The organism is Enterobacter oligotrophicus (assembly GCF_009176645.1).
GTDB lineage: Bacteria > Pseudomonadota > Gammaproteobacteria > Enterobacterales > Enterobacteriaceae > Enterobacter > Enterobacter oligotrophicus.
In genome coordinates this window covers 3,153,005-3,174,948 of record NZ_AP019007.1, presented here as the reverse complement: position 1 = coordinate 3,174,948, position 21,944 = coordinate 3,153,005, and the positions used below count along the sequence as shown (strand labels likewise).

At 53.0% G+C, this 21,944-nt stretch carries 26 protein-coding genes and 3 tRNA genes; 17 read left to right on the top strand and 12 right to left on the bottom strand.

Annotation, left to right across the window (positions count from 1 at the left end; genetic code table 11):
• Positions 1–48 precede the first annotated feature (48 nt).
• Together EoCCA6_RS15250 and EoCCA6_RS15245 are read left to right on the top strand one after the other, a co-directional pair.
• Positions 49–1,596: a YjjI family glycine radical enzyme gene (locus tag EoCCA6_RS15250; protein ID WP_152083359.1), complete on the top strand. Its 1,548-nt coding sequence runs from the start codon at positions 49–51 to the stop codon at positions 1,594–1,596.
• Entirely contained in the window at positions 1,571–2,431 is an 861-nt protein-coding gene (locus EoCCA6_RS15245; protein WP_152083358.1) for a YjjW family glycine radical enzyme activase, read from the top strand. The genes EoCCA6_RS15250 and EoCCA6_RS15245 overlap by 26 nt, the downstream gene beginning before the upstream one ends.
• On the opposite strand, the gene EoCCA6_RS15240 is transcribed toward EoCCA6_RS15245, so the two are convergent.
• The 8 genes from EoCCA6_RS15240 to EoCCA6_RS15205 form a co-directional block, all read right to left on the bottom strand.
• Positions 2,426–3,208, bottom strand: a complete 783-nt coding sequence (locus tag EoCCA6_RS15240) for a TatD family hydrolase (RefSeq protein WP_152083357.1) — start codon at positions 3,206–3,208, stop codon at positions 2,426–2,428. The two genes, EoCCA6_RS15245 and EoCCA6_RS15240, sit on opposite strands and share 6 nt — an antisense overlap.
• Positions 3,205–4,257, bottom strand: a complete 1,053-nt coding sequence (locus tag EoCCA6_RS15235; RefSeq protein WP_152083356.1) for a patatin-like phospholipase family protein — start codon at positions 4,255–4,257, stop codon at positions 3,205–3,207. Before EoCCA6_RS15235 ends, EoCCA6_RS15240 begins: the two co-directional genes overlap by 4 nt.
• Positions 4,258–4,380: 123 nt before the next feature.
• Positions 4,381–4,542, bottom strand: coding sequence for a DUF1328 domain-containing protein (locus EoCCA6_RS15230; protein ID WP_003856556.1), 162 nt, complete (start codon positions 4,540–4,542; stop codon positions 4,381–4,383).
• Positions 4,543–4,666: 124 nt separating this feature from the next.
• Positions 4,667–5,284 (bottom strand): molecular chaperone OsmY, encoded by a 618-nt coding sequence (osmY, locus tag EoCCA6_RS15225; RefSeq protein ID WP_152083355.1) that lies wholly within the window; start codon positions 5,282–5,284, stop codon positions 4,667–4,669.
• A 304-nt stretch (positions 5,285–5,588) separates the two neighbouring features.
• Entirely contained in the window at positions 5,589–7,178 is a 1,590-nt protein-coding gene (gene prfC / locus EoCCA6_RS15220) for a peptide chain release factor 3 (RefSeq protein WP_152083354.1), read from the bottom strand.
• Positions 7,179–7,270: 92 nt separating this feature from the next.
• Complete coding sequence (yjjG, locus tag EoCCA6_RS15215) at positions 7,271–7,948, bottom strand: pyrimidine 5'-nucleotidase (protein ID WP_152083353.1); 678 nt, start codon at positions 7,946–7,948, stop codon at positions 7,271–7,273.
• Between the two features lie 19 nt (positions 7,949–7,967).
• Positions 7,968–8,411: a ribosomal protein S18-alanine N-acetyltransferase gene (gene rimI / locus EoCCA6_RS15210; RefSeq protein ID WP_152083352.1), complete on the bottom strand. Its 444-nt coding sequence runs from the start codon at positions 8,409–8,411 to the stop codon at positions 7,968–7,970.
• The gene (locus EoCCA6_RS15205) at positions 8,380–8,793 is read right to left on the bottom strand and encodes a DNA polymerase III subunit psi (RefSeq protein WP_152083351.1); all 414 of its coding nucleotides are present in this window, start codon (positions 8,791–8,793) and stop codon (positions 8,380–8,382) included. Before EoCCA6_RS15205 ends, rimI begins: the two co-directional genes overlap by 32 nt.
• A 102-nt stretch (positions 8,794–8,895) precedes the next feature.
• On the opposite strand from EoCCA6_RS15205, the gene rsmC reads away from it, so the two are divergent.
• The 4 genes from rsmC to EoCCA6_RS15185 all read left to right on the top strand — a co-directional run bounded on the left by rsmC (position 8,896) and on the right by EoCCA6_RS15185 (position 10,366).
• On the top strand, positions 8,896–9,927 hold the full coding sequence (gene rsmC, locus EoCCA6_RS15200; protein WP_152083350.1) for a 16S rRNA (guanine(1207)-N(2))-methyltransferase RsmC: 1,032 nt from the start codon (positions 8,896–8,898) through the stop codon (positions 9,925–9,927).
• A gap of 118 nt (positions 9,928–10,045) precedes the next feature.
• Positions 10,046–10,132: transfer RNA gene (locus EoCCA6_RS15195), tRNA-Leu, on the top strand.
• A 28-nt stretch (positions 10,133–10,160) separates the two neighbouring features.
• A tRNA-Leu gene (locus tag EoCCA6_RS15190) sits at positions 10,161–10,247 on the top strand.
• Between the two features lie 32 nt (positions 10,248–10,279).
• A tRNA-Leu gene (locus EoCCA6_RS15185) sits at positions 10,280–10,366 on the top strand.
• A gap of 42 nt (positions 10,367–10,408) precedes the next feature.
• Here EoCCA6_RS15185 and EoCCA6_RS15180 read toward each other — a convergent pair.
• Complete coding sequence (locus EoCCA6_RS15180) at positions 10,409–10,639, bottom strand: DUF1435 domain-containing protein (RefSeq protein ID WP_152083349.1); 231 nt, start codon at positions 10,637–10,639, stop codon at positions 10,409–10,411.
• Between the two features lie 256 nt (positions 10,640–10,895).
• Between EoCCA6_RS15180 and EoCCA6_RS15175 the strand changes: the two genes are divergently transcribed.
• A complete protein-coding gene (locus EoCCA6_RS15175; RefSeq protein WP_152083348.1) occupies positions 10,896–11,960 on the top strand; it encodes a GGDEF domain-containing protein in 1,065 nt (354 codons plus the stop codon).
• Between the two features lie 89 nt (positions 11,961–12,049).
• Positions 12,050–12,838 (top strand): siderophore-iron reductase FhuF, encoded by a 789-nt coding sequence (gene fhuF, locus EoCCA6_RS15170; protein ID WP_152083347.1) that lies wholly within the window; start codon positions 12,050–12,052, stop codon positions 12,836–12,838.
• 80 nt (positions 12,839–12,918) lie between these two features.
• Here the strand turns inward: fhuF and EoCCA6_RS15165 are convergent, their stop codons facing one another.
• Positions 12,919–14,265 (bottom strand): PTS sugar transporter subunit IIC, encoded by a 1,347-nt coding sequence (locus tag EoCCA6_RS15165; RefSeq protein ID WP_152083346.1) that lies wholly within the window; start codon positions 14,263–14,265, stop codon positions 12,919–12,921.
• Positions 14,266–14,593: 328 nt separating this feature from the next.
• On the opposite strand from EoCCA6_RS15165, the gene EoCCA6_RS15160 reads away from it, so the two are divergent.
• On the top strand, positions 14,594–15,052 hold the full coding sequence (locus EoCCA6_RS15160; protein ID WP_152083345.1) for a YbaK/EbsC family protein: 459 nt from the start codon (positions 14,594–14,596) through the stop codon (positions 15,050–15,052).
• 38 nt (positions 15,053–15,090) lie between these two features.
• Here the strand turns inward: EoCCA6_RS15160 and bglJ are convergent, their stop codons facing one another.
• A complete protein-coding gene (bglJ, locus tag EoCCA6_RS15155) occupies positions 15,091–15,726 on the bottom strand; it encodes a DNA-binding transcriptional activator BglJ (RefSeq protein ID WP_152084464.1) in 636 nt (211 codons plus the stop codon).
• Positions 15,723–16,460: a helix-turn-helix transcriptional regulator gene (locus EoCCA6_RS15150; protein ID WP_152083344.1), complete on the bottom strand. Its 738-nt coding sequence runs from the start codon at positions 16,458–16,460 to the stop codon at positions 15,723–15,725. Before EoCCA6_RS15150 ends, bglJ begins: the two co-directional genes overlap by 4 nt.
• A gap of 410 nt (positions 16,461–16,870) precedes the next feature.
• On the opposite strand from EoCCA6_RS15150, the gene EoCCA6_RS15145 reads away from it, so the two are divergent.
• The 8 genes from EoCCA6_RS15145 (at position 16,871) to EoCCA6_RS15110 (ending at position 21,784) form a co-directional block, all read left to right on the top strand.
• The gene (locus EoCCA6_RS15145; protein ID WP_152083343.1) at positions 16,871–17,647 is read left to right on the top strand and encodes a threonine/serine exporter family protein; all 777 of its coding nucleotides are present in this window, start codon (positions 16,871–16,873) and stop codon (positions 17,645–17,647) included.
• Positions 17,638–18,111, top strand: a complete 474-nt coding sequence (locus EoCCA6_RS15140) for a threonine/serine exporter (RefSeq protein WP_152083342.1) — start codon at positions 17,638–17,640, stop codon at positions 18,109–18,111. Before EoCCA6_RS15145 ends, EoCCA6_RS15140 begins: the two co-directional genes overlap by 10 nt.
• A 66-nt stretch (positions 18,112–18,177) precedes the next feature.
• Positions 18,178–18,819: a TetR family transcriptional regulator gene (locus EoCCA6_RS15135; RefSeq protein WP_152083341.1), complete on the top strand. Its 642-nt coding sequence runs from the start codon at positions 18,178–18,180 to the stop codon at positions 18,817–18,819.
• 41 nt (positions 18,820–18,860) lie between these two features.
• A complete protein-coding gene (locus EoCCA6_RS15130) occupies positions 18,861–19,313 on the top strand; it encodes a MarR family winged helix-turn-helix transcriptional regulator (RefSeq protein WP_152083340.1) in 453 nt (150 codons plus the stop codon).
• 84 nt (positions 19,314–19,397) lie between these two features.
• Positions 19,398–19,826, top strand: coding sequence for an organic hydroperoxide resistance protein (locus EoCCA6_RS15125; protein ID WP_063148258.1), 429 nt, complete (start codon positions 19,398–19,400; stop codon positions 19,824–19,826).
• Positions 19,827–19,938: 112 nt separating this feature from the next.
• A complete protein-coding gene (gene dnaT / locus EoCCA6_RS15120; RefSeq protein WP_152083339.1) occupies positions 19,939–20,484 on the top strand; it encodes a primosomal protein DnaT in 546 nt (181 codons plus the stop codon).
• On the top strand, positions 20,481–21,218 hold the full coding sequence (gene dnaC, locus EoCCA6_RS15115) for a replicative helicase loader DnaC (RefSeq protein WP_032643964.1): 738 nt from the start codon (positions 20,481–20,483) through the stop codon (positions 21,216–21,218). Before dnaT ends, dnaC begins: the two co-directional genes overlap by 4 nt.
• 83 nt (positions 21,219–21,301) lie before the next feature.
• Positions 21,302–21,784 carry a YjjA family protein gene (locus EoCCA6_RS15110; protein ID WP_152083338.1) on the top strand — a complete coding sequence of 161 codons (483 nt, stop codon included), beginning with the start codon at positions 21,302–21,304 and terminating at the stop codon, positions 21,782–21,784.
• Positions 21,785–21,944 lie beyond the last annotated feature (160 nt).

Genomic DNA, 21,944 nt, shown 5'->3' with positions numbered 1-21,944 from the left:
ACTTCCTACAATCTGTGCATCATCCGCAGAACACTAAAGGAAGCGAATATGTCCCACTCCAGCCCCGATGACCTGCAACAACGTTGCCAGCATATTGTGACAAGCCCGGTATTGAGCCCGGAGCAAAAACGTCACTTTCTGGCGCTGGAAGCGGAAAACAATTTGCCCTATCCACCGCTTCCCCAGGCGGCCCGCGCCGCGCTGGACGAGGGCTTTATCTGCGACATGTTCGAAGGCCATGCGCCTTACAAACCGCGCTACGTTCTGCCGGATTATGAAAAATTCCTGGCTAACGGTTCAGAATGGCTGGAGCTGGAAGGGGCAAAAGATCTCGACGATGCCCTCTCGCTGCTCACGATTCTTTACCACCATGTTCCGTCCGTCACATCAATGCCCGTTTATCTGGGCCAGCTCGATGCGTTGCTGCAACCATATGTTAGAATTCTAACACAAGAAGAGATCGATAGCCGAATAAAACGTTTCTGGCGCTATCTCGACAGAACGCTGCCGGATGCCTTTATGCATGCCAATATCGGCCCGGCTGATACCCCTGCCACCCGCGCCATTCTGCGTGCCGATGCAGAACTGAAGCAGGTTACGCCTAATCTGACCTTTATTTATGATCCTGATATCACCCCGCAAGATCTGCTGCTCAACGTGGCGAAAAACATTTGTGAATGCAGCAAACCGCATGTTTCTAATGGTCCGGTGAATGATAAAATTTTCACAAAAGGTCGCTATGGTGTGGTGAGCTGTTACAACTCCCTGCCGCTTGCAGGCGGTGGCAGCACGCTGGTGCGCCTCAACCTGAAAGCGATTGCAGAACACAGCGAATCAATCGAAGACTTCTTCACCCGCACCTTGCCGCACTACTGCCAGCAGCAGATAGCCATCATTGATGCCCGCTGCACGTTCCTGTATGAAAAATCCGCCTTCTTTGAGAATAGCTTCCTGGTGAAAGAGGGGCTGATTGATGCCGATCGTTTTGTGCCGATGTTTGGCATGTACGGTCTGGCGGAAGCGGTGAACACGCTCTGCGAAAAAGAAGGTCTTGCGAGCCGTTACGGTAAAGATGAGCAGGCCAACGCGCTGGGCTATCGCATCAGCGAACAGCTTGCGGCGTTTGTTGAAAACACGCCGGTGAAATATGGCTGGAAACAGCGGGCAATGCTTCATGCGCAGTCGGGGATCAGCTCTGACACAGGCACTACGCCTGGCGCACGTCTGCCTTACGGTGATGAACCGGACCCAGTCAGCCATCTGCTGGCCGTCGCCCCACATCATCAGTTTTACCACGCCGGTATCAGCGACATCCTGACGCTGGAAACAACGGTGAAACGCAACCCGCAGGCGGTCGTTCAGCTTTGCCTGGGCGCGTTCAATGCGGGGATGCGGGAATTCACCGCTAACGTGGCGGGTAACGATCTGGTGCGCGTCACCGGGTATATGGTGCGGTTATCGGACCTGGAAAAATACCGCGAAGCCGGATCGCGTACTAACACCACCTGGCTTGGCGAAGAAGCTGCACGCAATACCCGCATTCTGGAACGTCAGCCGCGCGTGATAAGCCATGAACAACAGATGCGCTTTAGTTAGTCAGATTATCCCCTTCTCCTGCGTGGACGGGCCGGGCAGCCGCCTGGCGCTGTTCCTGCAGGGCTGTAACCTGCGCTGCAAAACCTGCCACAACCCGTGGACGATCGGACGCTGCAACGACTGCGGCGACTGTGTGCCTCACTGCCCGCACGATGCGTTAAGCATTCAGGCCGGACGCGTCTGGTGGCAGGAGAGTGACTGCCACCAGTGTGATACCTGCCTGCACCTGTGCCCGCAGCAGGCAACGCCGATGGCGCACCGCTTCAGCGTGGAAGAGGTCCTTACCCAGATCCGCAGAGCCGCGCCGTTTATTGAGGGAGTCACCGTGAGCGGCGGCGAGGCGACAACGCAACTGCCGTTTTTGATCGCTCTTTTCACGGCGATCAAAGCCGATCCCGCACTACGCCACCTCACCTGCCTGGTGGATAGCAATGGTTTGTTGAGCGAAACCGGCTGGCAGAAACTACTGCCCGTACTGGATGGTGCCATGCTGGATCTGAAAGCCTGGGGAAATGAACACCATCGCTTCCTGACCGGCCGCGAGAATCCGCAGATTAAGCAAAGTATTCGCTGGCTGGCGCAGCATCAACGCCTGACGGAACTGCGGTTGCTGGTGATCCCTGACCAGTGTGATTATCTGGAACATCTGAAGCCGCTGACGACATTTATCCACGGGCTTGGGAACATTCCGGTGCGAATCAACGCATTTCACGCCCACGGGGTATACGGTGAAGCGGCAACATGGCGCAGTGCAACACCGGAGGATATAGAACCGCTGGCGCTGGCGCTTGAAAAACAGAAGGTTACAGTCATCCGCCCGGCACTTTATCTATAGCGTAATGCCAAAGACCGAGCGGGTATTCTCAAGCAGCGCATTCGCAATCACCTCTTCTGGCTCATCGCGAAGTTCGCACAGCGTAGCAAACACGCGCGCCGCCTGTTCCGGGCGATTAGGCTGCCCCTGAAAACCGTTCAGCGGCATGTCGGGGGCATCCGTTTCCAGCAGCAGGGAGGTAAGCGGTAGTTGTGCCATCACGTCGCGGGTTTTGCTGGCGCGGGGATAGGTGATCGTCCCCCCGACGCCAATTTTATAGCCCAGATCGATAAAACGCTGCGCCTGCTGCAGGCTGCCGGAAAAACCGTGCACAACGCCCTTGCGCGGCAGATCGATGCGTTTCAGGTGCATCGCCAGTTTATCGTGGGTACGCCGGGAGTGAAGGATCACCGGCAGATCGTGGCGCTTTGCCAGACGGAGCTGCGCGTCGAGGATCGTTTGCTGGCGTTCAAAATGCGGAGCCTCGCGATAAAGATCGAGGCCGATCTCACCAATCGCGACCAGCTTCTTTTCTGCCGTTTGTAAGAGGGCATCCAGCCTGTCAACATGATCATCCGTATGATGCTCAATGACGATGGGATGCAGGCCCAGCGCGGCATACAGCGCCTCGTGGTGGCGAGCAAGCTCTAAAACCCTGTCGAAATGTGCGGCTTCAGTCGCGGGCACAACGATTGCCTTAACGCCTGCCGCCGCCGCGCGTTTGATACTTTGCGCTTCATCACCAGTAAACGGCGGAAAATCAAAGTGGCAGTGCGTGTCGATAAAGCGGTGCATCACGCCAGATCCTCGTTATCCAGTGGAACATCGTTCGCCTGCGGAACATCCACCAGCGGCACGGCCAGTGGATCATTAGCGACAATGGCGGGTGGCGTAATAATGCGTTTATGTCGATGAATCGGAGGTTGCTCCGCCAGCATTTTACCCACCGTTGCCAGGAAGTAACGCCCGCACAGCCGCCCTGTTTTGTAATCCATACGCAACGCCGGTAAGCGACTGCCCAGCGCCATGCTCACCAGCGGCTTAGGCGGATAAATTTCAAAGATGCGCAGTTTTCCCGGCGGTTTTTCGATAAAACGCTGCATCGCACCGTAAGTCGATTCATGCAGCTTTGCGATGTTCACCAGCGGCTGCAGGCTGCTGTCGCCCAGCCAGCGTTCCATGCGCTTAAACCACTGCGGGGTGTAGTACATTTGCGAAGGCACCGTGCGGATGACAACAATGGTTTTCGCCCCCCGCCGTGCCGCTTCCTGAACCGGCACCGCATCGCTGATACCGCCGTCGAGATAGCTGATGCCATCCAGCAATGCGCCAGAACGATAAAAACCAGGAATGGCGCTGGAGGCGCGAATGATATCCAGCCAGTTCTCTTTCTGCGGAGAGAAATAGCCCGGTGAGTAATCATCACCCCGGCTGGCACACATCCAGAATTCTTTCCCGGTATCGAACAGACGCGCAGCGGTATCCATCGCCAGCGGCATCTGGCTGGAAGTAGAATCCAGCAACCAGTCGAGGTCGATCAGGTTTCCACCGCGCACAAAGCGCACCGGATTAAAAAATTCCTTTGAGGTGGTATAGCGCATAATGACTTTGCGCGCGTAGCCCGGCTGGTTGCAGACATAGGCGGAGAGGTTCTGTGCCCCGGCAGAGGTGCCAAAGTAGAGGTCGAACGGGTTGAATTGCGCGCGCATAAATTCGTCCAGCACACCGGCGGTGAAAATGCCGCGCTGTCCGCCACCTTCACATACCAGTGCAAGCTGACCTGCGCGAAACGGCTTTAACGCCAGCGGCGCAATATTGCCGAGCGTAACGGGAATTCGCTGTCCCACCTCTGCTTTCCTGTTTTTAGTTGTTCTGTTAAGACACAGTAACGCACATCGGCCCTGGGACTCAAACGAGAAAAAGCCAGTCACATGGACTGGCTTTGGTTGGTATTCTCAGATAGCGTTTTGCTAAGGACGGCGTCGACCCGTAAACAGGCTGACCAGGAACAGGATGATACCCACGACGAAGACAATTTTCGCTGCCCATGCCGCTGTACCCGCCAGTCCGCCAAAGCCCAGTGCGGCGGCAATTAACGCGATAACCAGAAATATAATGCCCCAACGAAACATAAGCCTCTCCTTTACCATAGTTAATGTCGGCCGCTAAACGTGAGCGCTCAGGTCACTCACCGGCGTTATTCCAGTGTCGTTCTTATTTCACCCGCTGGCCTCAGCCAAACGGGCGAATGATGATTTACTTCGCTTTCAGATCATTTTTGACGCTTTTCACACCATCAATCGCTTTCGCGATCGTTTCGGCACGTTCAATTTGTGCCTGTGAATCTACCGTACCGGAAAGCTGAACCACACCATCGGTCGTTTCAACTTTCACTTTACGTGAAGGTACGATGTCATCCGCTAATAGTTTAGCTTTGATTTCACTGGTAGTTGCCGCATCCCCGGCATAACCTTTCACTGACGCATTTTTACTGTCACGAACGTGCAGTTTGTCGCTCACGGACGTTACACCTTCAACGCCTTTCGCCACTTTTACGGCCTGTTCAGCCTGAGCCTGGCTTTCAACAAAACCACTCAGGGTGACCACTTTTTTGTCGGTTTTGACAGAGATATCGGTGCTCTTGATGTTTTCATCATCCACCAGTGCGGCTTTCACTTTTGCTGTGATAGAGCTGTCATCCATGAAATTACCGACTTTATTCATAGAGCTATCGATTTTTTCCCCTGCGCTATTGGCAGTGGACTGTGCTTTATCCATGGTACTGGTTTCCGCAAAAGCAGAACCACTTACCAGAACGCTACCCAGCGTCACAGCCAGCAGAGTTTTAGAAATCTTCAGTCTTGTCATATTCATCGATGTATTCCTGTGTTTTGCCCGTCATTCGGGCGACATACTTCCCTAATTGCTAGTTTTATATATTGCGAATAAACACCAGGACGAAATGGAGAACCAAATGACATGCATTGAACAGTTAATTCATCCACGCCCGGTGTTAAACACTGAGTTAAATATAGATCACAATCACAGTGTCGCTTTCAGAATCGGGTAAAAAACGAGCGATAAGCGAAAAAATTCGATGAATTAAGAACATTCCGCAAGGGATTAATAAGACAGGAATAAAAGAAGAGCACGGCGGCTGCCGTGCTCTGAGAGGGGATTAGTGCTCGCGTGTTTTGCGGAACTGCACGTCAGGATAACGTTCCTGCGTCAGGTTCAGGTTCACCATCGTTGGCGCGATATAGGTCAGGTTATCGCCGCCATCCAGCGCCAGCTGAATTTCGTTCTTACGCTTAAACTCTTCGAACTTCTTCACGTCGGAACACTCAACCCAGCGCGCCGTCGCCACGTTCACCGATTCGTAAATCGCTTCCACGTTGTACTCGCTCTTCAGACGCGCAACGACCACGTCGAACTGCAGCACACCGACGGCACCCACGATCAGGTCGTTGTTGGCAATCGGACGGAACACCTGGACTGCGCCCTCTTCGGAAAGCTGTACCAGGCCTTTCAGCAGCTGTTTCTGCTTCAGCGGATCGCGCAGACGAATACGACGGAACAGTTCCGGCGCGAAGTTCGGAATACCGGTGAACTTCATCATTTCGCCCTGGGTGAAGGTATCGCCAATCTGGATGGTGCCGTGGTTATGCAGACCGATGATGTCGCCCGGATACGCTTCTTCAACGTGGGAGCGATCGCCTGCCATAAAGGTCAGTGCGTCGGAAATCACCACGTCTTTACCAATGCGCACCTGGCGCAGCTTCATGCCCTTCTCATATTTGCCGGACACCACACGCATAAAGGCCACGCGGTCGCGGTGTTTCGGGTCCATGTTGGCCTGAATTTTAAAGACGAAGCCGGTGAATTTCTCTTCCTTCGCTTCCACTTCACGGGTATCTGTTTTGCGCGGCATCGGCTGCGGAGCCCACTCCACCAGACCGTCGAGCATGTGGTCAACACCGAAGTTACCCAGTGCAGTACCAAAGAAGACCGGAGTGATTTCACCGCTCAGGAACAGCTCTTTGTCGAATTCGTGAGACGCACCTTTGACCAGCTCCAGCTCGTCACGCAACTGTGCAGCCAGCTCTTCACCTACCGCAGCGTCCAGATCCGGGTTGTCCAGACCTTTCACAATGCGCACTTCCTGAATGGTGTGGCCTTTACCGGTCTGATAAAGATAGGTTTCGTCTTTATAAAGATGATAAACACCCTTGAACAGCTTACCGCAGCCGATCGGCCAGGTGATTGGCGCACAGGCGATCTTCAGCTCGTTTTCCACTTCATCCATCAGCTCCATCGGATCGCGGATGTCACGGTCGAGTTTGTTCATGAAGGTCAGGATCGGCGTATCGCGCAGACGGGTGACTTCCATCAGCTTACGGGTACGGTCTTCTACACCTTTCGCGGCGTCGATGACCATCAGGCAGCAGTCCACCGCCGTCAGCGTACGGTAGGTATCTTCAGAGAAGTCTTCGTGGCCAGGGGTGTCCAGCAGATTCACCAGGCAGTTGTGATACGGGAACTGCATCACGGAGGTGGTAATCGAAATACCACGCTGTTTTTCCATCTCCATCCAGTCGGATTTCGCATGCTGGCTGGAGCCCCGGCCTTTTACCGTACCGGCAGTCTGAATCGCCTGTCCGAACAGCAGCACCTTCTCAGTGATGGTCGTTTTACCGGCATCGGGGTGCGAGATAATGGCAAAAGTGCGGCGCTTGGCCACCTCTTGCAGATAAGGAGACAACGTCATAATCAAATCTTCTTATATAAGCGCGGCAGCAGGCCGCGCATCATGGAATACGAAAAATGCGGCTATTTTACCCATCAATAGGGGGCAGGCAATCATTGTTTACACAGGAGCTGCTCCAGTTCGTTCAATGACGTGACGGTCCAGGTCGGCTGGATACCTTCAGGTTGTTCACGGCCGTGCGCATTCAGCCAGACGGTCGACAGGCCGGAGTTCATGCCGCCGAGTATATCCGATTCAGCGGTGTCGCCGACCATCAGGACACGCTCGCGGTCAGGATTACCCGCCAGTTCCAGCGCATAATCGAAAATGCGCGGGTCCGGTTTAGGCACGCCCACCTCTTCGGAAATCACCAGCGCGTCAAAATGATCGCGCAGGCCGGTACGCTCAAGACGGATCTGTTGAAGCGCGGTAAAGCCGTTGGTGATAATCCCGAGCTTTACCTTGCCTTTCAGTGAATCCAGCAGGGAAACGGCCCCAGGCAATGGCGCACAAATATCCGCCATTGCGTTGAGAAACGCATCGTTCAGCAAGCCAGGGCTGACGTTCAACCGCTCCGCCCAGACATCAAAGCGCTGGTGCTGCAGCTGTAACGCGGTGATGGCACCGTTCTGGTAATCCACCCACAGCGGTTTATTCACCGCCTGATAGTCCTGAAAATCTTCTGCGGTGAAGGTAACACTATAATCCAGAAACATCCGCTGTAGGCCACCGAACGAGTCAAACGTAAACAGCGTTTCGTCAGCATCAAAGAAAATCCAGTCCCATTTCATCGTTACAACCTTATATTCGTTATCCAATCGGCAGAGCCATAATGATGGCGTCTTCACGTCCCTCTGCGGTGGGGTAGTAGTTACGGCGAATTGTCGCCTCGTTAAAGCCCAGGCTTTCATAGAGCGCGATGGCAGCGGCGTTCGATGCGCGTACTTCCAGCCACAGGGTGAAAACGTCACGGGTTTCCAGTTCGCGAATCAGATGCTCCAGCAGTTGCCTTCCCAGCCCACGGCGCTGAAATGCGGGATCAACCGCAATATTAAACAGCGTCGCCTCATCCAGTACGACCTGCGTGATGGCAAACGCGGCCATTGTGCCGTCAACATCCAGCCGGTAATTCAGATAGCGTTCGCCCTGATTGCTGGCAAACGTTTTTTCGCTCCATGGAAAGGCATGGGCGCGCGTCTCAATCGCAAACGCCGTTGTCAGATCAGGCGTCGTGAGGGAAGAAATCGTGTTCATATTCGCAAATTTGTTGCCATAGCGCGCTGCGCGCTTTTGGGTTGGCTTTTAGTTCTTCCAGCACAGGCGAGCAAAGGTGGCTCCCCTCAAAGGCGATGTCATCGACCGCCCCCATTCGCCAGCTGTTGCAACGGCTGTCAGGCGGGAGCATCGCAACCCTTTCTGGTGTCAGTTGTAATACCTGTTCGGGCGTCAGCTTCAGGCTTCGAAGAACATCCACGATCAGCGTTTCATTCAGGGCAGGCAGCGCTTCCGCCACCATCACCAGGCGAACATGCGCAGGGATGGAGATAGCGATTTCGCCCTGCAACGCCGTCGGGCGACGCAAGGCCCACTGGGTGATGCCCAGTTGCTGCAACTGCCAGTCTCGTCGGGATGTCATAGCGAAAACTCCTGTCTCTCAGGCGCGCAAATATAGCAAATGTGTCGAAACTGCGCCATCTACCTACTATAATCCCCGCCTGAGTTTATTGAGGAACAATTCATGTCTGCATTTACCCCGGCAAGTGAAGTCTTGCTGCGCCACAGTGATGATTTCGAACAAAGCCGTATTCTGTTTGCCGGAGATATGCAGGATGACCTGCCTGCGCGTTTCGACTGTGCTGAAAGCCGTGCCCACACCCAATATTTCCACCACTGGCAGGTGCTGAGCCGCCAGATGGGCGAACGCGCGCGTTTTAGCCTGGTGGCAGAACCGAGCGATGTCGCCGACTGCGACACGCTGATCTACTACTGGCCGAAGAACAAACCGGAAGCGCAATTCCAGCTGATGAACCTGCTTTCTCTGCTGCCCGTCGGTTGCGATATTTTCGTGGTCGGTGAGAACCGCAGCGGCGTGCGTAGTGCTGAACAGATGCTGGAAGCATACGCGCCACTGAACAAAGTCGACAGCGCCCGCCGCTGTGGTCTGTACCATGGACGTCTGGAAAAACAGACCACCTTTGATGCTCAGGCATTCTGGGATGAGTATCAGCTTGACGGCCTGACCATCAAAACGCTGCCGGGCGTGTTCAGCCGTGACGCGCTGGACACGGGCAGTAAGCTGCTGCTCTCCACTCTGACGCCACACACCAAAGGGAAAGTGCTGGACGTTGGCTGTGGTGCAGGTGTGCTTGCTACCGTGCTTGCCAGCCATTCGCCAAAAGTGCGTTTAACCCTGTGTGATGTCAGCGCCCCGGCGGTAGAAGCCAGCCGCGCAACGCTTGCCGCAAACGGGATTGAAGGCGACGTGATTGCCAGCAACGTCTTCTCTGACATCACCGGTCGTTTCGACATGATTATCTCTAACCCGCCGTTCCACGACGGTATGGAGACCAGCCTTGAGGCCGCACAAACGCTGATTCGTGGTGCCGTTCGCCATCTTAACAGCGGTGGTGAATTGCGTATCGTGGCTAACGCCTTCCTGCCGTACCCGAAAGTGCTGGATGAAACCTTCGGCTTCCACGAAGTCATCGCCCAGACGGGACGCTTTAAGGTCTACCGTACCGTGATGACCCGACAGGCGAAGAAAGCGTAAACATAACGGCCATTTTTGCAGCAATTAAAACCCCGAGCGCATTTTTCTGTTGACGTAAAGCTGAAAACATCTAGAATGCGCCTCCGTGGTTACGATACTTTTACAGTGTCGATGGTATGCGAAGGTGGCGGAATTGGTAGACGCGCTAGCTTCAGGTGTTAGTGTCCTTACGGACGTGGGGGTTCAAGTCCCCCCCCTCGCACCATAAATCACGTTGATATTGCTCGCACTGGGCGAAGGTGGCGGAATTGGTAGACGCGCTAGCTTCAGGTGTTAGTGTTCTTACGGACGTGGGGGTTCAAGTCCCCCCCCTCGCACCAACGAGGCGATATCAAATCAGTAAGATGACTGTGCGAAGGTGGCGGAATTGGTAGACGCGCTAGCTTCAGGTGTTAGTGTCCTTACGGACGTGGGGGTTCAAGTCCCCCCCCTCGCACCAATTATCTTACATCCCTTCTGATGTACCTCTGATTTTTCCCAGTTATTTCAAACTCATCAGTATTACCAGGATTCCACTGACCAGCGCGACGCATGATGGTAACAACACAAAGTGCCGCAATTGCTTATGCCAGATCATTCCCGACGTCACCAGTAAACCTGACACTATCATCGCTTTCCAGACGTCGATGGAGAGATCGGCAAACATTAAACCGCCAATGATTGCCCCAGGCAGTAACACTCCCCAACCACTTCCCAGCGCTCTGCTCAACATGGTTCACCCTCTCGCAGCGATAATGATAACCAATATCATATGATAAGGATTATCATTTGTCAGCATGAAAGGCGCAGATTTTCTGCCTGACATTTACCTTTCCCATAATGACAGGAAATGTGTAAGGTGATAAATTGCACACCGGTTAGCAACCTATAAAATTTTTCTGATAATTATTATTCAATTTCTTGCATTCGCTATTTCACACCAACACCTATTTATTTGTTTTAATTAATAATATTAAAAACGCACTAATATGACATCACAATCCTGGCGGTCTTTAGTCAATAAGAAATATCAATTATCGTTACGTTTGTTTTTATTGCTGAATGCGACCTCTGCGCTGTTCTCGGTAACGAACCCGCTCTATTCAGTGCGCGTGTTATCTCTTCCCCTGTTTGCCATTTTCGCGATCAGCATCGGCCTGCTCATCTGGCACTGGAAAAAAAGAAACCGCAAAATAAATATTCCCGTTGTTTCAGCGATCTTCGGTCTTTTATGGGCCTGGCAAATCGTCTCTAAATTTGAGTTAATCAGGCACGATCAGTCGACCTATTTAATAATGGCACTATTAACTGTGCTGTTTATAGGATCGCTGGCCTTTGTCAGTAACATCAAAGGCTTTACATTACATTCACTGCCCACTTTTACGGTCTGCCTGTGGCTGAGCACTCCTGATAGCTGGCTCAGGATGGCGTATTCATTCGCTCTGCCAATGGTCGCTATTGGTATTCATCACGTTTTGCAGCGACGCAACGATCGTTTCGCCCAGGAGCTGCTCTCCCGCCTGCTGGAAGAACGGGAAACGCTTACCGATTTGAGCATGATGGACCCACTCACCGGTCTCTATAATCGTCGCGGCCTGCAGAATCGACTGGAGAACCTTCCAACAGCCGATAACGGAGAACATTTTGTATTGCTGCTGGATATTGACCACTTTAAGGCATACAACGACCACTACGGCCATATGATGGGCGACCAGGCGCTGATCCGTGTCTCGGCAGCCATCCGTGATGCCGTGCGTTCACGCGATATTGTGGCTCGTTTTGGCGGTGAAGAGTTTATGGTTCTGCTGTCCAACATTCCGCTCGAACACGCCCGCCAGACGGCAGAGCACATCAGGCAAAAAGTGTACGATCTGAAAATCCCGCATATGTTTAACGAAAGCGTTGCCACGAACGTGACCATCAGTATTGGCATTGCCATCTTCGAGAATGAAGATATCGAGGGCGCGCTGGAAAAGGCAGATAAGGCACTTTATGAAGCAAAACATATGGGACGAAATAACATCCTCCTGAGTGAAGAGTTGCCCGTGGCCTGACTGTGCTTCGCCTTTCCGGGACAAAAGGCTTGCGATCGGTATGACCAATAGTTAGGATTGGCAATCATTATCATTTAGATTCCTATCCTATGGCCACACGTACCGCACAAGCCGTTGAACCGATTCTCTGGCGAGCCAGTCTCTCCGCGGGGAGTGTGACGCTTGCGGACGCCATCCGGGAAAAAATTGCCGAAACCCGCTCCCATCTGCTGGATTTTATCAAGCTCGATGAAACCCACCCGCATCACGCATTGACGCTGGCACAGTGGCAGCGTCCTGTGGAACGGCAGTCACTGCTGGCCGCCTATTCCGATCATATCTACCGCAATCAACCAGGGCTGGCACGAGAGAATAAGCCGCTGTTGTCCCTGTGGGCGCAGTGGTACATCGGGTTGATGGTTCCTCCTGTCATGCTGGCGTTGTTGACCCAGGACCGCGTGCTGGATCTCTCCCCGGATCATTTCCATGTGGAATTCCACGAGACGGGCCGCGCGGCCTGCTTCTGGATAGATGTTCATGAAGACCAGAACGCGCGTCAATTATCTGCTCAGGAACGTATGGAAATGCTGGTGACACGGGCACTGATTCCGGTAATTGAGGCGCTGGAACAAACGGGTGAGATAAACGGTAAACTCATCTGGAGTAATACCGGGTATTTAATCCACTGGTATTTAACAGAGATGAAACCGCTGCTGGGTGATGAGAAAGTCGATGCACTGCGCCAGTCCTGTTTTTTCGCAAAGCAACTTTCTGATGGTCGCGATAACCCGCTGTTCCGGACGGTAGTCCCGCGTGACGGTCTTCTGGTCCGTCGTACTTGCTGCCAGCGCTATCGCCTGCCGGACGTTCAGCAGTGTGGGGATTGCACGCTGAAGTAGAATCATGAATTGCCCGGTGGCGCTTCGCTTACCGGGCCGACAAATCCCTCGACGCGAAGCCGCCACCTGGCGCACATGACTCAGGCTATCTGCTGATTTTCCTCTTCGGCATTACGTTGTGCTTCTTCCGCTTCCTGCTCCAGCAACTGTTTCTCGTACACTTTAAAGAACGGGAAGTAGATAATTGCCGATACGCATGCCAGAACAATCACCAGGATGGCTGCACGGAAATCCCAACCCAGTGCCCATGCGGCCCCTACCGGTGCCGGGGCCGTCCACGGCACAACAGAAATCACGCGACCAATCAGATCGAACTTCATCGCCGCCCATGCCAGCACGGCGTTAACCATTGGTGCCAGCAGGAAGGGAATAAAGAACACCGGGTTCATCACAATCGGCGTACCGAAAATTACAGGTTCGTTGATGTTAAAGAAGCTCGGCACCACGCTTAAACGGCCAATTGAACGCAGGTGGGCAGAGCGGCTTCGCAAGTAGCAGATAACCAGTCCCATCGTGGCTCCTGAACCGCCGATAACAATAAAGAACGTCCAGAAGGCTTCCATAAAGATATGTGGCAGCGGCAGGCTGGCCGCCAGCGCGGTCTGGTTTGCCCCCAGGTTGGTCAACCAGAACATCTGCAGCATCCCGGAGACAATCGCGGCCCCGTGGATACCGGCGAACCACAGCAGGTGACCAATCAGAACCGCCAGCAGGATCGCAGGAAGGGAATCCGCCGCGGAAACCAACGGTTTGAAAATAGACATAATGGCCTGAGGGATCAGCATACCGAACTGAGACTGAATCAGCAGGCTCAGCGGATAAAGCGTCAACACCACGACCAGCACCGGGATTAGCAGATCAAAGGAGTTTTTGATCATCGGCGGCACCTGGTCCGGCAGGCGAATGCCGATATTGTGCGCCTTCAGGAAACGCATCATTTCAACGCAATACACTGCCACCAGAATGGCAGTAAAAATACCGGTTCCGCCAAGGCTATCGACCGGTAATGTGCCTTTGGTTTTCGGTGCCGCGACCAACAGAAACGCCATCAGCGACAGCATCGCGCACATGAACGGGTCCAGCTGATGCGACTTAACGTAGTGTTTACCCAGGTTATAGGCGATTGCCGCACAGATATAGATGGACATGATGCCCATCGTCATATCAAACGGCGTCAGGATCTGACCTTCAAACTGCTTCGCCATATCCAGCCAGGCACGCGCGAAGCCCCAGGTGGTATCAGGCGAAAAAGGTGGGTAAGCGAACACTAACAAAAATGAGCCGACGATCATAAACGGCATTGCGGAAATAAAGCCGTCACGGATCGCCATAACATGACGCTGGGAAGAGATCCGCCCGGCAACGGGGCTGACATAGTTCTCAACGAAACGGAATATCAAATTAAACGCAGCATGGTTGGCAGACATAGCAGATCTCCTGTCAGACGTTTGTTACGGGCGCATTCACGCCATACGTTGTTCCATAAATCAGCTTCACAACCTTGCTGGCTCGTGTACCAGCGGTACTGCTCAGACGGAATGATTTCATAATTTGCTCTTATTATTGGATACAGGGGACGTTACGTACTCAGTATTAATCTCTGCATCACGCTCTGCAACCGGTTACTGTAACCGGTTTCTGTGAATGTGAAGGCGATCCAGAAATCGGGCCTGTGGGGTATTTGTTACTTAAGAGATATTTACAGAGCATAAATTCTTATGACAGATTACGCAGGATATTTGTCAGGAGGAAACAATGAGTTTGCAGTCTGTACAGCAGTTTTTTGCCGACAACGCGCCGGATATAGAAGTAATTGAGCTAAGTCAAAGCACCGCGACCGTTGCCCTGGCCGCTGCCGCACACAATGTTGAGCCGGGTCAGATCGCCAAAACCTTATCCCTGAAGGTTAAAAATGAGGTGATTCTGGTGGTTGCAAAAGGAGATGCGCGGCTGGATAACAAAAAGCTGAAAGAGGCATTTGGCGCGAAAGCGCGCATGCTCAGCAGCGATGAAGTGGTAACCGTAACCGGTCATCCCGTCGGTGGCGTTTGCCCTTTCGGGCTGGAAAACCCGCTTTCAGTTTACTGTGATGTCTCATTGAAACAGTATCCTGAAGTGCTGCCCGCAGCGGGTGCTATTCACAGTGCTGTGCGAATCTCACCTGACAGAATGGCGGAACTGACTTCAGCGAAATGGGTGGATGTCTGTATTTGATCTGAGCGCCAGAACGCATCTGGCGCTCGAAAGGAAAGCTATAAAAATACGGGGGTACTTAATACCGCGCTACGCGCGTCTCTGGCTGGAAGATGCCTGATAATATCCGCAGCATCCAGTAATCCCACATCTGAATTGACTCCCAGCTTTACCATTGCATTGAACTTGTGAGCCCGAATGGTTTTAATATTACGTTCCAGCTGTGCTGCAATTTCCGGTATGGAATAGCCGAAAGACATATATCGCAAAATCGCCCGCTCAGTTGGGCTCAGCATCCGGTTCTGGCTGACATACCAGTGGCTCAGCATGTTATCGTTGATCCGTTGTGTCTCACTTAGCAACGCGACCACGCCTTCCAGCAGATGATCAAGCGGAACCGACTTACTAATAATACCGTGAAGGCGTGAAGGCGAAAGGTGACTGATTAGCCGTGCTTCCATCTCATCAGAAGCCAACACAATTCGCTGAATATCAGCATGGGTAAAAGCCAGATCCCGTAAACAGGCCAGACAGTTACGACGCTCCTCACGCTCATCGGACAACGAATAAATCACCGAGAAAAAAGGCGTATGAGAAAGCGCAGCTTTAAAGCTGTCAAATTTGTTAAAAAGATGCAATGTGTAATGATCGAGCGGAGACATGGCGAAGAGATGCTCCAGCCCGACAGCACTCATTGTGCAATTTTCGATGACGGCGATATGTCTTGTTGCAGTGGTCTTTTCCATTCCTCGAACTCTCCATAGGCCGACATTAAACTCAGCTCTCGCATTCCTTGTGTACTGCTAATCCACGCGTACATATCGGCATTACTGCGCAGGGATAACCGACGCATCGCACTGTTTTTCTGGGCGCTAATCGTTTTGTTGCTCTTCTTGAGCAGGGTCGCAATTTGGTTAATGCCCCAGCCTTTACCCAGCAGACGTAACACCTTGCGCTCGGAGTGAGTCAGGGCAACAAACTGCTCATTCTCATCATCAGGGTCGGTTGTTTCGGGCATTAATAAGGTCTGGCTTATCCGTTCAGCGCGTTCACTGCCAGCACGAATAGCGCTTATCACGCCTTCAATAGGCTCGAGATCTGACAGCAGCGTCGTTTCAGGACGCATGAGCAACTCTACGGCGAGTGGGTAAAGCGGGCGGGACACTAAAAATATCCAGTGGATATCGCGGTACTGATTCAGCAATCCGTAATACTGCTCAAGCGTGCCACGTGGGTTCCGATAATCACCTGAAATATCGGCGATAATGACCTCTGCGCGGCGCAGCTGTAGTAGCGTTAATTCCTGTAAAGAACGGCAGTACGTCAAATCATACTCGGGAAAATGACGCGCCATTACGCCACCCAACCCGCTTTGCATAACGGGTACTCTGCTAATTACAATTCCATGTTTACCATTCGATGGCGTCATAGACCCTCCATGTCCTTTTCAATTACCGAATAACGTTCAAACGCTTCAAGGTTAAACCTGTTTCCATCCCTGAGTGCAAAACGGGTTAATACAAGCATAATGTGAGATATACTTAGTCAATTAAGAATCGCCCAAATCAGGACTAATATCTCACAAATAACAATTAATTTTAATTGGTACACCATGAAAATAATAACAATATAAAATTAGAAAAACTTAATACGACTTTTATATATATTCACAGCAACCATTCATAATATAAATAAAGTAAGCCTCCCTTTGCGCCATAAGTCTCTGCAACTGTTTGCACAAATCTTGATCTGACCAGAGCAAAGGCCATGGCACTTTGTGCTAAAAGTAAGCATTACGGGCCAACGGGCAGGCAGTCTCTCTTTTCTTCAGGGCATTACATGCAGGCAGATCAGTCAACGCAACGTGCTACTACGCGGCTATGTATCCAGTGCGGGCTTTTTCTACTCCAGCACGGGGCGGAAAGCGCCCTGGTCGAGGAACTTTCGACACGGCTCGGGCTGGCGCTCGGGATGGACAGTGTGGAAAGCTCCATCTCGTCAAACGCCATTGTGCTGACCACCATTAAAGACGGGCAATGCCTGACATCCACCCGCAAGAACCACGACCGCGGCATTAATATGCATGTCGTGACGGAGGTGCAGCATATTGTCATTATGGCGGAACACAAACTTCTCGACCTTAAAGAGATAGATAAACGCTTCAACCAAATCAAACCGTTACGTTACCCACGCTGGCTGGTTGTGCTGATGGTGGGGCTGTCATGCGCCTGTTTTTGCAAACTCAATCAAGGCGGATGGGACGGCGCGGTTATCACCTTTTTCGCCAGCAGCATTGCCATGTATGTCCGCCAGTTGCTGACCCACAGGCAACTGCATCCACAAATTAACTTCTGTATCACCGCCTTTGTAGCGACAACGGTCTCCGGCCTGCTGCTGCGTCTGCCCCAGTTCGCCAGTACGCCAACCATCGCGATGGCCGCCAGCGTATTGCTACTGGTGCCTGGTTTTCCGTTAATCAATGCCGTTGCTGATATGTTTAAAGGGCACATTAATACCGGCCTGGCACGCTGGGCGATAGCCAGCCTGCTGACGTTGGCAACCTGTATCGGCGTGGTAATGGCGATGACCTTGTGGGGGTTACCCGGATGGGCGTAATTTATTTTCTGCTCGCACTGGCGCAGGACATGGCGCTGGCTGCTATTCCAGCCGTGGGTTTTGCGATGGTATTCAATGTGCCGCAGCGTGCGCTGCCGTGGTGTGCACTGCTGGGTGCTATTGGTCACGGCTCACGCATGGCCATGATGGCGGCGGGCTTTAATATCGAATGGTCGACGTTTATGGCCTCCATGCTGGTCGGCAGCATCGGCATTCAGTGGTCGCGCTGGTATCTGGCGCATCCCAAGGTCTTTACCGTCGCGGCGGTGATCCCCATGTTTCCGGGCATTTCAGCTTATACGGCGATGATTTCGGCGGTAAAAATCAGCCACTTCGGCTACAGCGAACCGCAAATGATCCTGCTGCTGAGCAATTTCCTCAAGGCATCGTCCATTGTCGGCGCGCTCTCCATCGGCCTGTCGATCCCCGGTTTATGGCTGTATCGCAAGCGCCCGCGCGTTTGACATTTGTGTTCTCACGCTGCCATGGTGATAATCCTTTATTCCGTCTGGTGATGATAAGGAAAAGCAGTGGCTAACCCTGGCAGCGAACGCGTCGACCATAATGAAGAATCCAGCCTGAAGGACAAAATTTTTCAGAGCGCCATCGCGCTGTTTGCTGAATACGGGCTGAACGGTGCGCGCATGGAGCAAATCGCCGAGAAAGCAGGCACCACCAAACGGATGGTGGTGTATCACTTCAAAAACAAAGAAAACCTTTACCTTCTGGCGCTGGAGTATGTCTATACCCAAATCCGCGCCAGTGAGAAAGCGCTCAGTCTTGCCGGGATGCCGCCGGTCGAAGCGCTGGTACATCTGGTTGAAGCCACGTTTGATTATCACGCCGACCACCCGGACTACATCCGCATCATCTGCATGGAGAACATGCAGCGCGGCCGCTTTATGCAGCAGTCCAGCTATTTGCGCCAGGTTAACCGCAGCGCTCTGGAATTGCTGGAGGAAATTTTGCGTCGCGGAAAGGAAAAGCAACTCTTCAACCAGACGGTAGACGCGCGCGATCTTCACCGTCTTATCAGCAGCTTTAGCTTCCATTACGTCGCCAACAGCTACACCTTTACCCTGCTGTTTGAAGATGGCGCAGACGAGCAGGCCCAGCGTCAACACTACCGAAAAATGGCGGTTCAGGTGGCGCTTCGTTACACCTGCCCTTAAAATCGCTTGCAATTATATCGCGCACTATCTATATTTTCTTCATGAACGCAAAAACGAACGATACCACCGCCGCGCTGCTGCTGGATAACCAGCTCTGCTTTGCTCTCTATTCGGCAAACCTGGCGCTGAACAAGCTGTACCGGCAACTGCTGGCACCGCTGAACCTGACTTACCCGCAATACCTTGTGATGCTGGTGTTGTGGGAACAGGATGACATAACGGTGTCGGACATTGGCGAACGGTTGTTCCTTGATTCAGCCACGCTGACGCCACTGCTGAAACGTCTGGAAAGCGCAGGGTTGATTCTCCGCCAGCGCTCCCGTCAGGATGAGCGTCAGGTTGCTGTCACCCTGAGTGATGCGGGTCGCAGCCTGCAGCAGCAGGCCGCTGGTATCCCGCAGGCCGTAGGATGCGCGGCGCAGTGTGATACTGACACGATGCTGGCGCTCAAGCAGCAGCTCGAACTTTTACGACAACAGCTCCAGCGCGCGTAAGGCTATACTTTACGCGTATTTATTTAACCATATATATCGCACGCTATTTAATAGCACACATAAATGTAAGATGAGGAACCTGCCATGTCTTTAGAAAAAGTTGTCTACACTGCCAAAGCCAAAGCCACCGGAGGCCGCGATGGCCGCGCTACCTCTTCCGACGGCGTCCTGGATGTCAAACTGGGTGTGCCAAAAGAGATGGGCGGCATGGGCGGTGACGTCACCAACCCGGAACAGCTGTTCGCTGCTGGTTATTCTGCCTGCTTCCTGGGCGCGATGAAGTTCGTTGCCGCACGCGATAAATTCGCCCTGCCGAAAGACGCCTTTATTGAAGGTGAAGTGGGTATCGGCCCACTGCCAACCGGCTTTGGTATTGAGGCGAAACTGAACATCCACGTAGAAGGTATGGACGCAGCAGAAGCCAAAAAACTGGTGGATGCCGCACACATTGTTTGCCCGTACTCCAATGCCACTCGCGGTAACATTGATGTGACGCTGAATATCATCGCGTAATGCAGGCCGCAACCCTCTTCCGACCGGGAGAGGGTTGCCCCCTCCTTCCCTCTTTCTCTCTGTGCTACCATAAGCCCATATCACGCCCGTCGTCATCAGCAGAGAAAGTGTTATGTCCTCCAGAATCCTGACCACCAGCATTGCTGGCATTGATGCCTTTATGCGCGACCCTCGCGGTGTGTTAACTCACGCCGACGGCGGTACGCTTGCGGTATTTGCCGACAACGCCCCGGCGTTTTATGCGATAACGCCGGAACGTCTGGCGCAGCTTTTGGATATCGAAGCGCGACTGTCTCGTCCGGCGAGCGATGTCACCCTGGACAACCAGTTCTTTGAGGAACCGGATAACGTCCCCGTGGCGGTGCCGATAGGGAAATTCCCTATGTACGCTGGCTGGCAACCGGATGCGGATTTCCAGCGACAGGCTGCGCTGTGGGGCATCGCGCTCTCACAGCCCGTCACACCGGAAGAACTGGCCGCTTTCGTCGCTTACTGGCAAGCGGAGGGAAAAGTGTTCCACCATGTTCAGTGGCAGCAAAAGCTCGCACGCAGCATTCAAATCAACCGGGCCAGCAACAATGGCCAGCCAAAACGCGATATCAACGCTTTTTCAGAACCGGATAAACAGATCCCAAATGGATTCCGAGGTGCAAAATGAAAAACGTCGGCGACCTGATGAAACGTCTACAAAAGATGATGCCTGCCAACGTGAAGCCCGCTTTCACCACGGGTGAGGAGCTGCTGGCATGGCAAAAAGAGCAGGGAGAAATTCGCGCAGCGGCCCTCGCCCGCGAAAACCGCGCGATGAAAATGCAGCGCACCTTTAACCGCTCAGGCATCCGCCCGCTGCACCAGAACTGCTCTTTCGATAACTATAAAATTGAAACCACCGGACAAATGAACGCCCTTGCCGCGGCCCGTCAGTATGTGGATGAGTTTGACGGCAACATTGCCAGCTTTATCTTTAGCGGCAAACCTGGCACCGGGAAAAACCACCTCGCGGCAGCCATCTGCAACGAACTGCTGCTGCGCGGGAAATCCGTCTTGATCATCACCGTGGCCGATATTATGTCCGCCATGAAAGACACCTTCAGCAACCGCGAAACCAGCGAAGAGCAGCTCCTGAACGACCTGAGCAATGTGGATCTGCTGGTTATTGACGAAATTGGCGTCCAGACCGAATCCCGCTATGAAAAAGTGATCATCAATCAGATTGTCGACCGCCGCTCGTCATCGAAACGCCCGACCGGCATGCTGACGAACCATAACATCGACGAGATGACCCGCCTGCTGGGTGAGCGTGTCATGGACCGCATGAAGCTCGGTAACAGCCTGTACGTCATCTTTGACTGGGAAAGCTATCGCAGCCGCGTCACCGGTAAAGAGTATTAGGATATTTCCAGGAAAGGGAGAGGGTCCGGCGGTATATACTGGTGCCACTTCCGACCCAAACGGACCCTTTTGAGTAAACCATGATGAAAAAACAGTTTCTTCTCAGCACGTTTTTAGGCGCACTGCTGGTGACCGGCGCAGTGCAGGCGGCGTCCTGGCAGGAATCCCTGTCCAGCGCGGCCAACGAGCTAACCAAAGAGAGCGGCAGTTCTCAGGGCGGGCTGTCAGCCTCTTCTCTCACCAGTCTGCTGGGTAATAGCTCTCAAAGCCTGAGCGCAGGTACGATGAACAACGCGGCGGGTATTCTGGAGTATTGCGCGAAGCAGAAACTGGCTTCCGTCACCGATACCCAAAACATCAAAAATCAGGTACTGGGCAAACTCGGTCTGGATACGCAGGAGCAGAAAGCCGATACCAACTATATGGACGGCATTCAGGGCTTACTGAACGCGCAAAACGGCCAGCAGCTCAACCTGAGCACCCTCGGAAACTCTTCCCTGGCGAAGCAGGTGAAAACCAAAGCCTGCGATCTGGTTCTGAAACAAGGCGTTAATTTCCTCTCCTGAGCCACCTCATTTTCTGCCACAACACGCCGCGTTTATTACGTTACTCTTTCAACGCGGCGTGAAAGCAGCCTTTTCCCACCCTGCCACCGTCTCAGCATCCGCATGTCAGGATGCGACCAGCGTCAAAAAAACTTTTTTATAAACCAAATCCTAACAACAG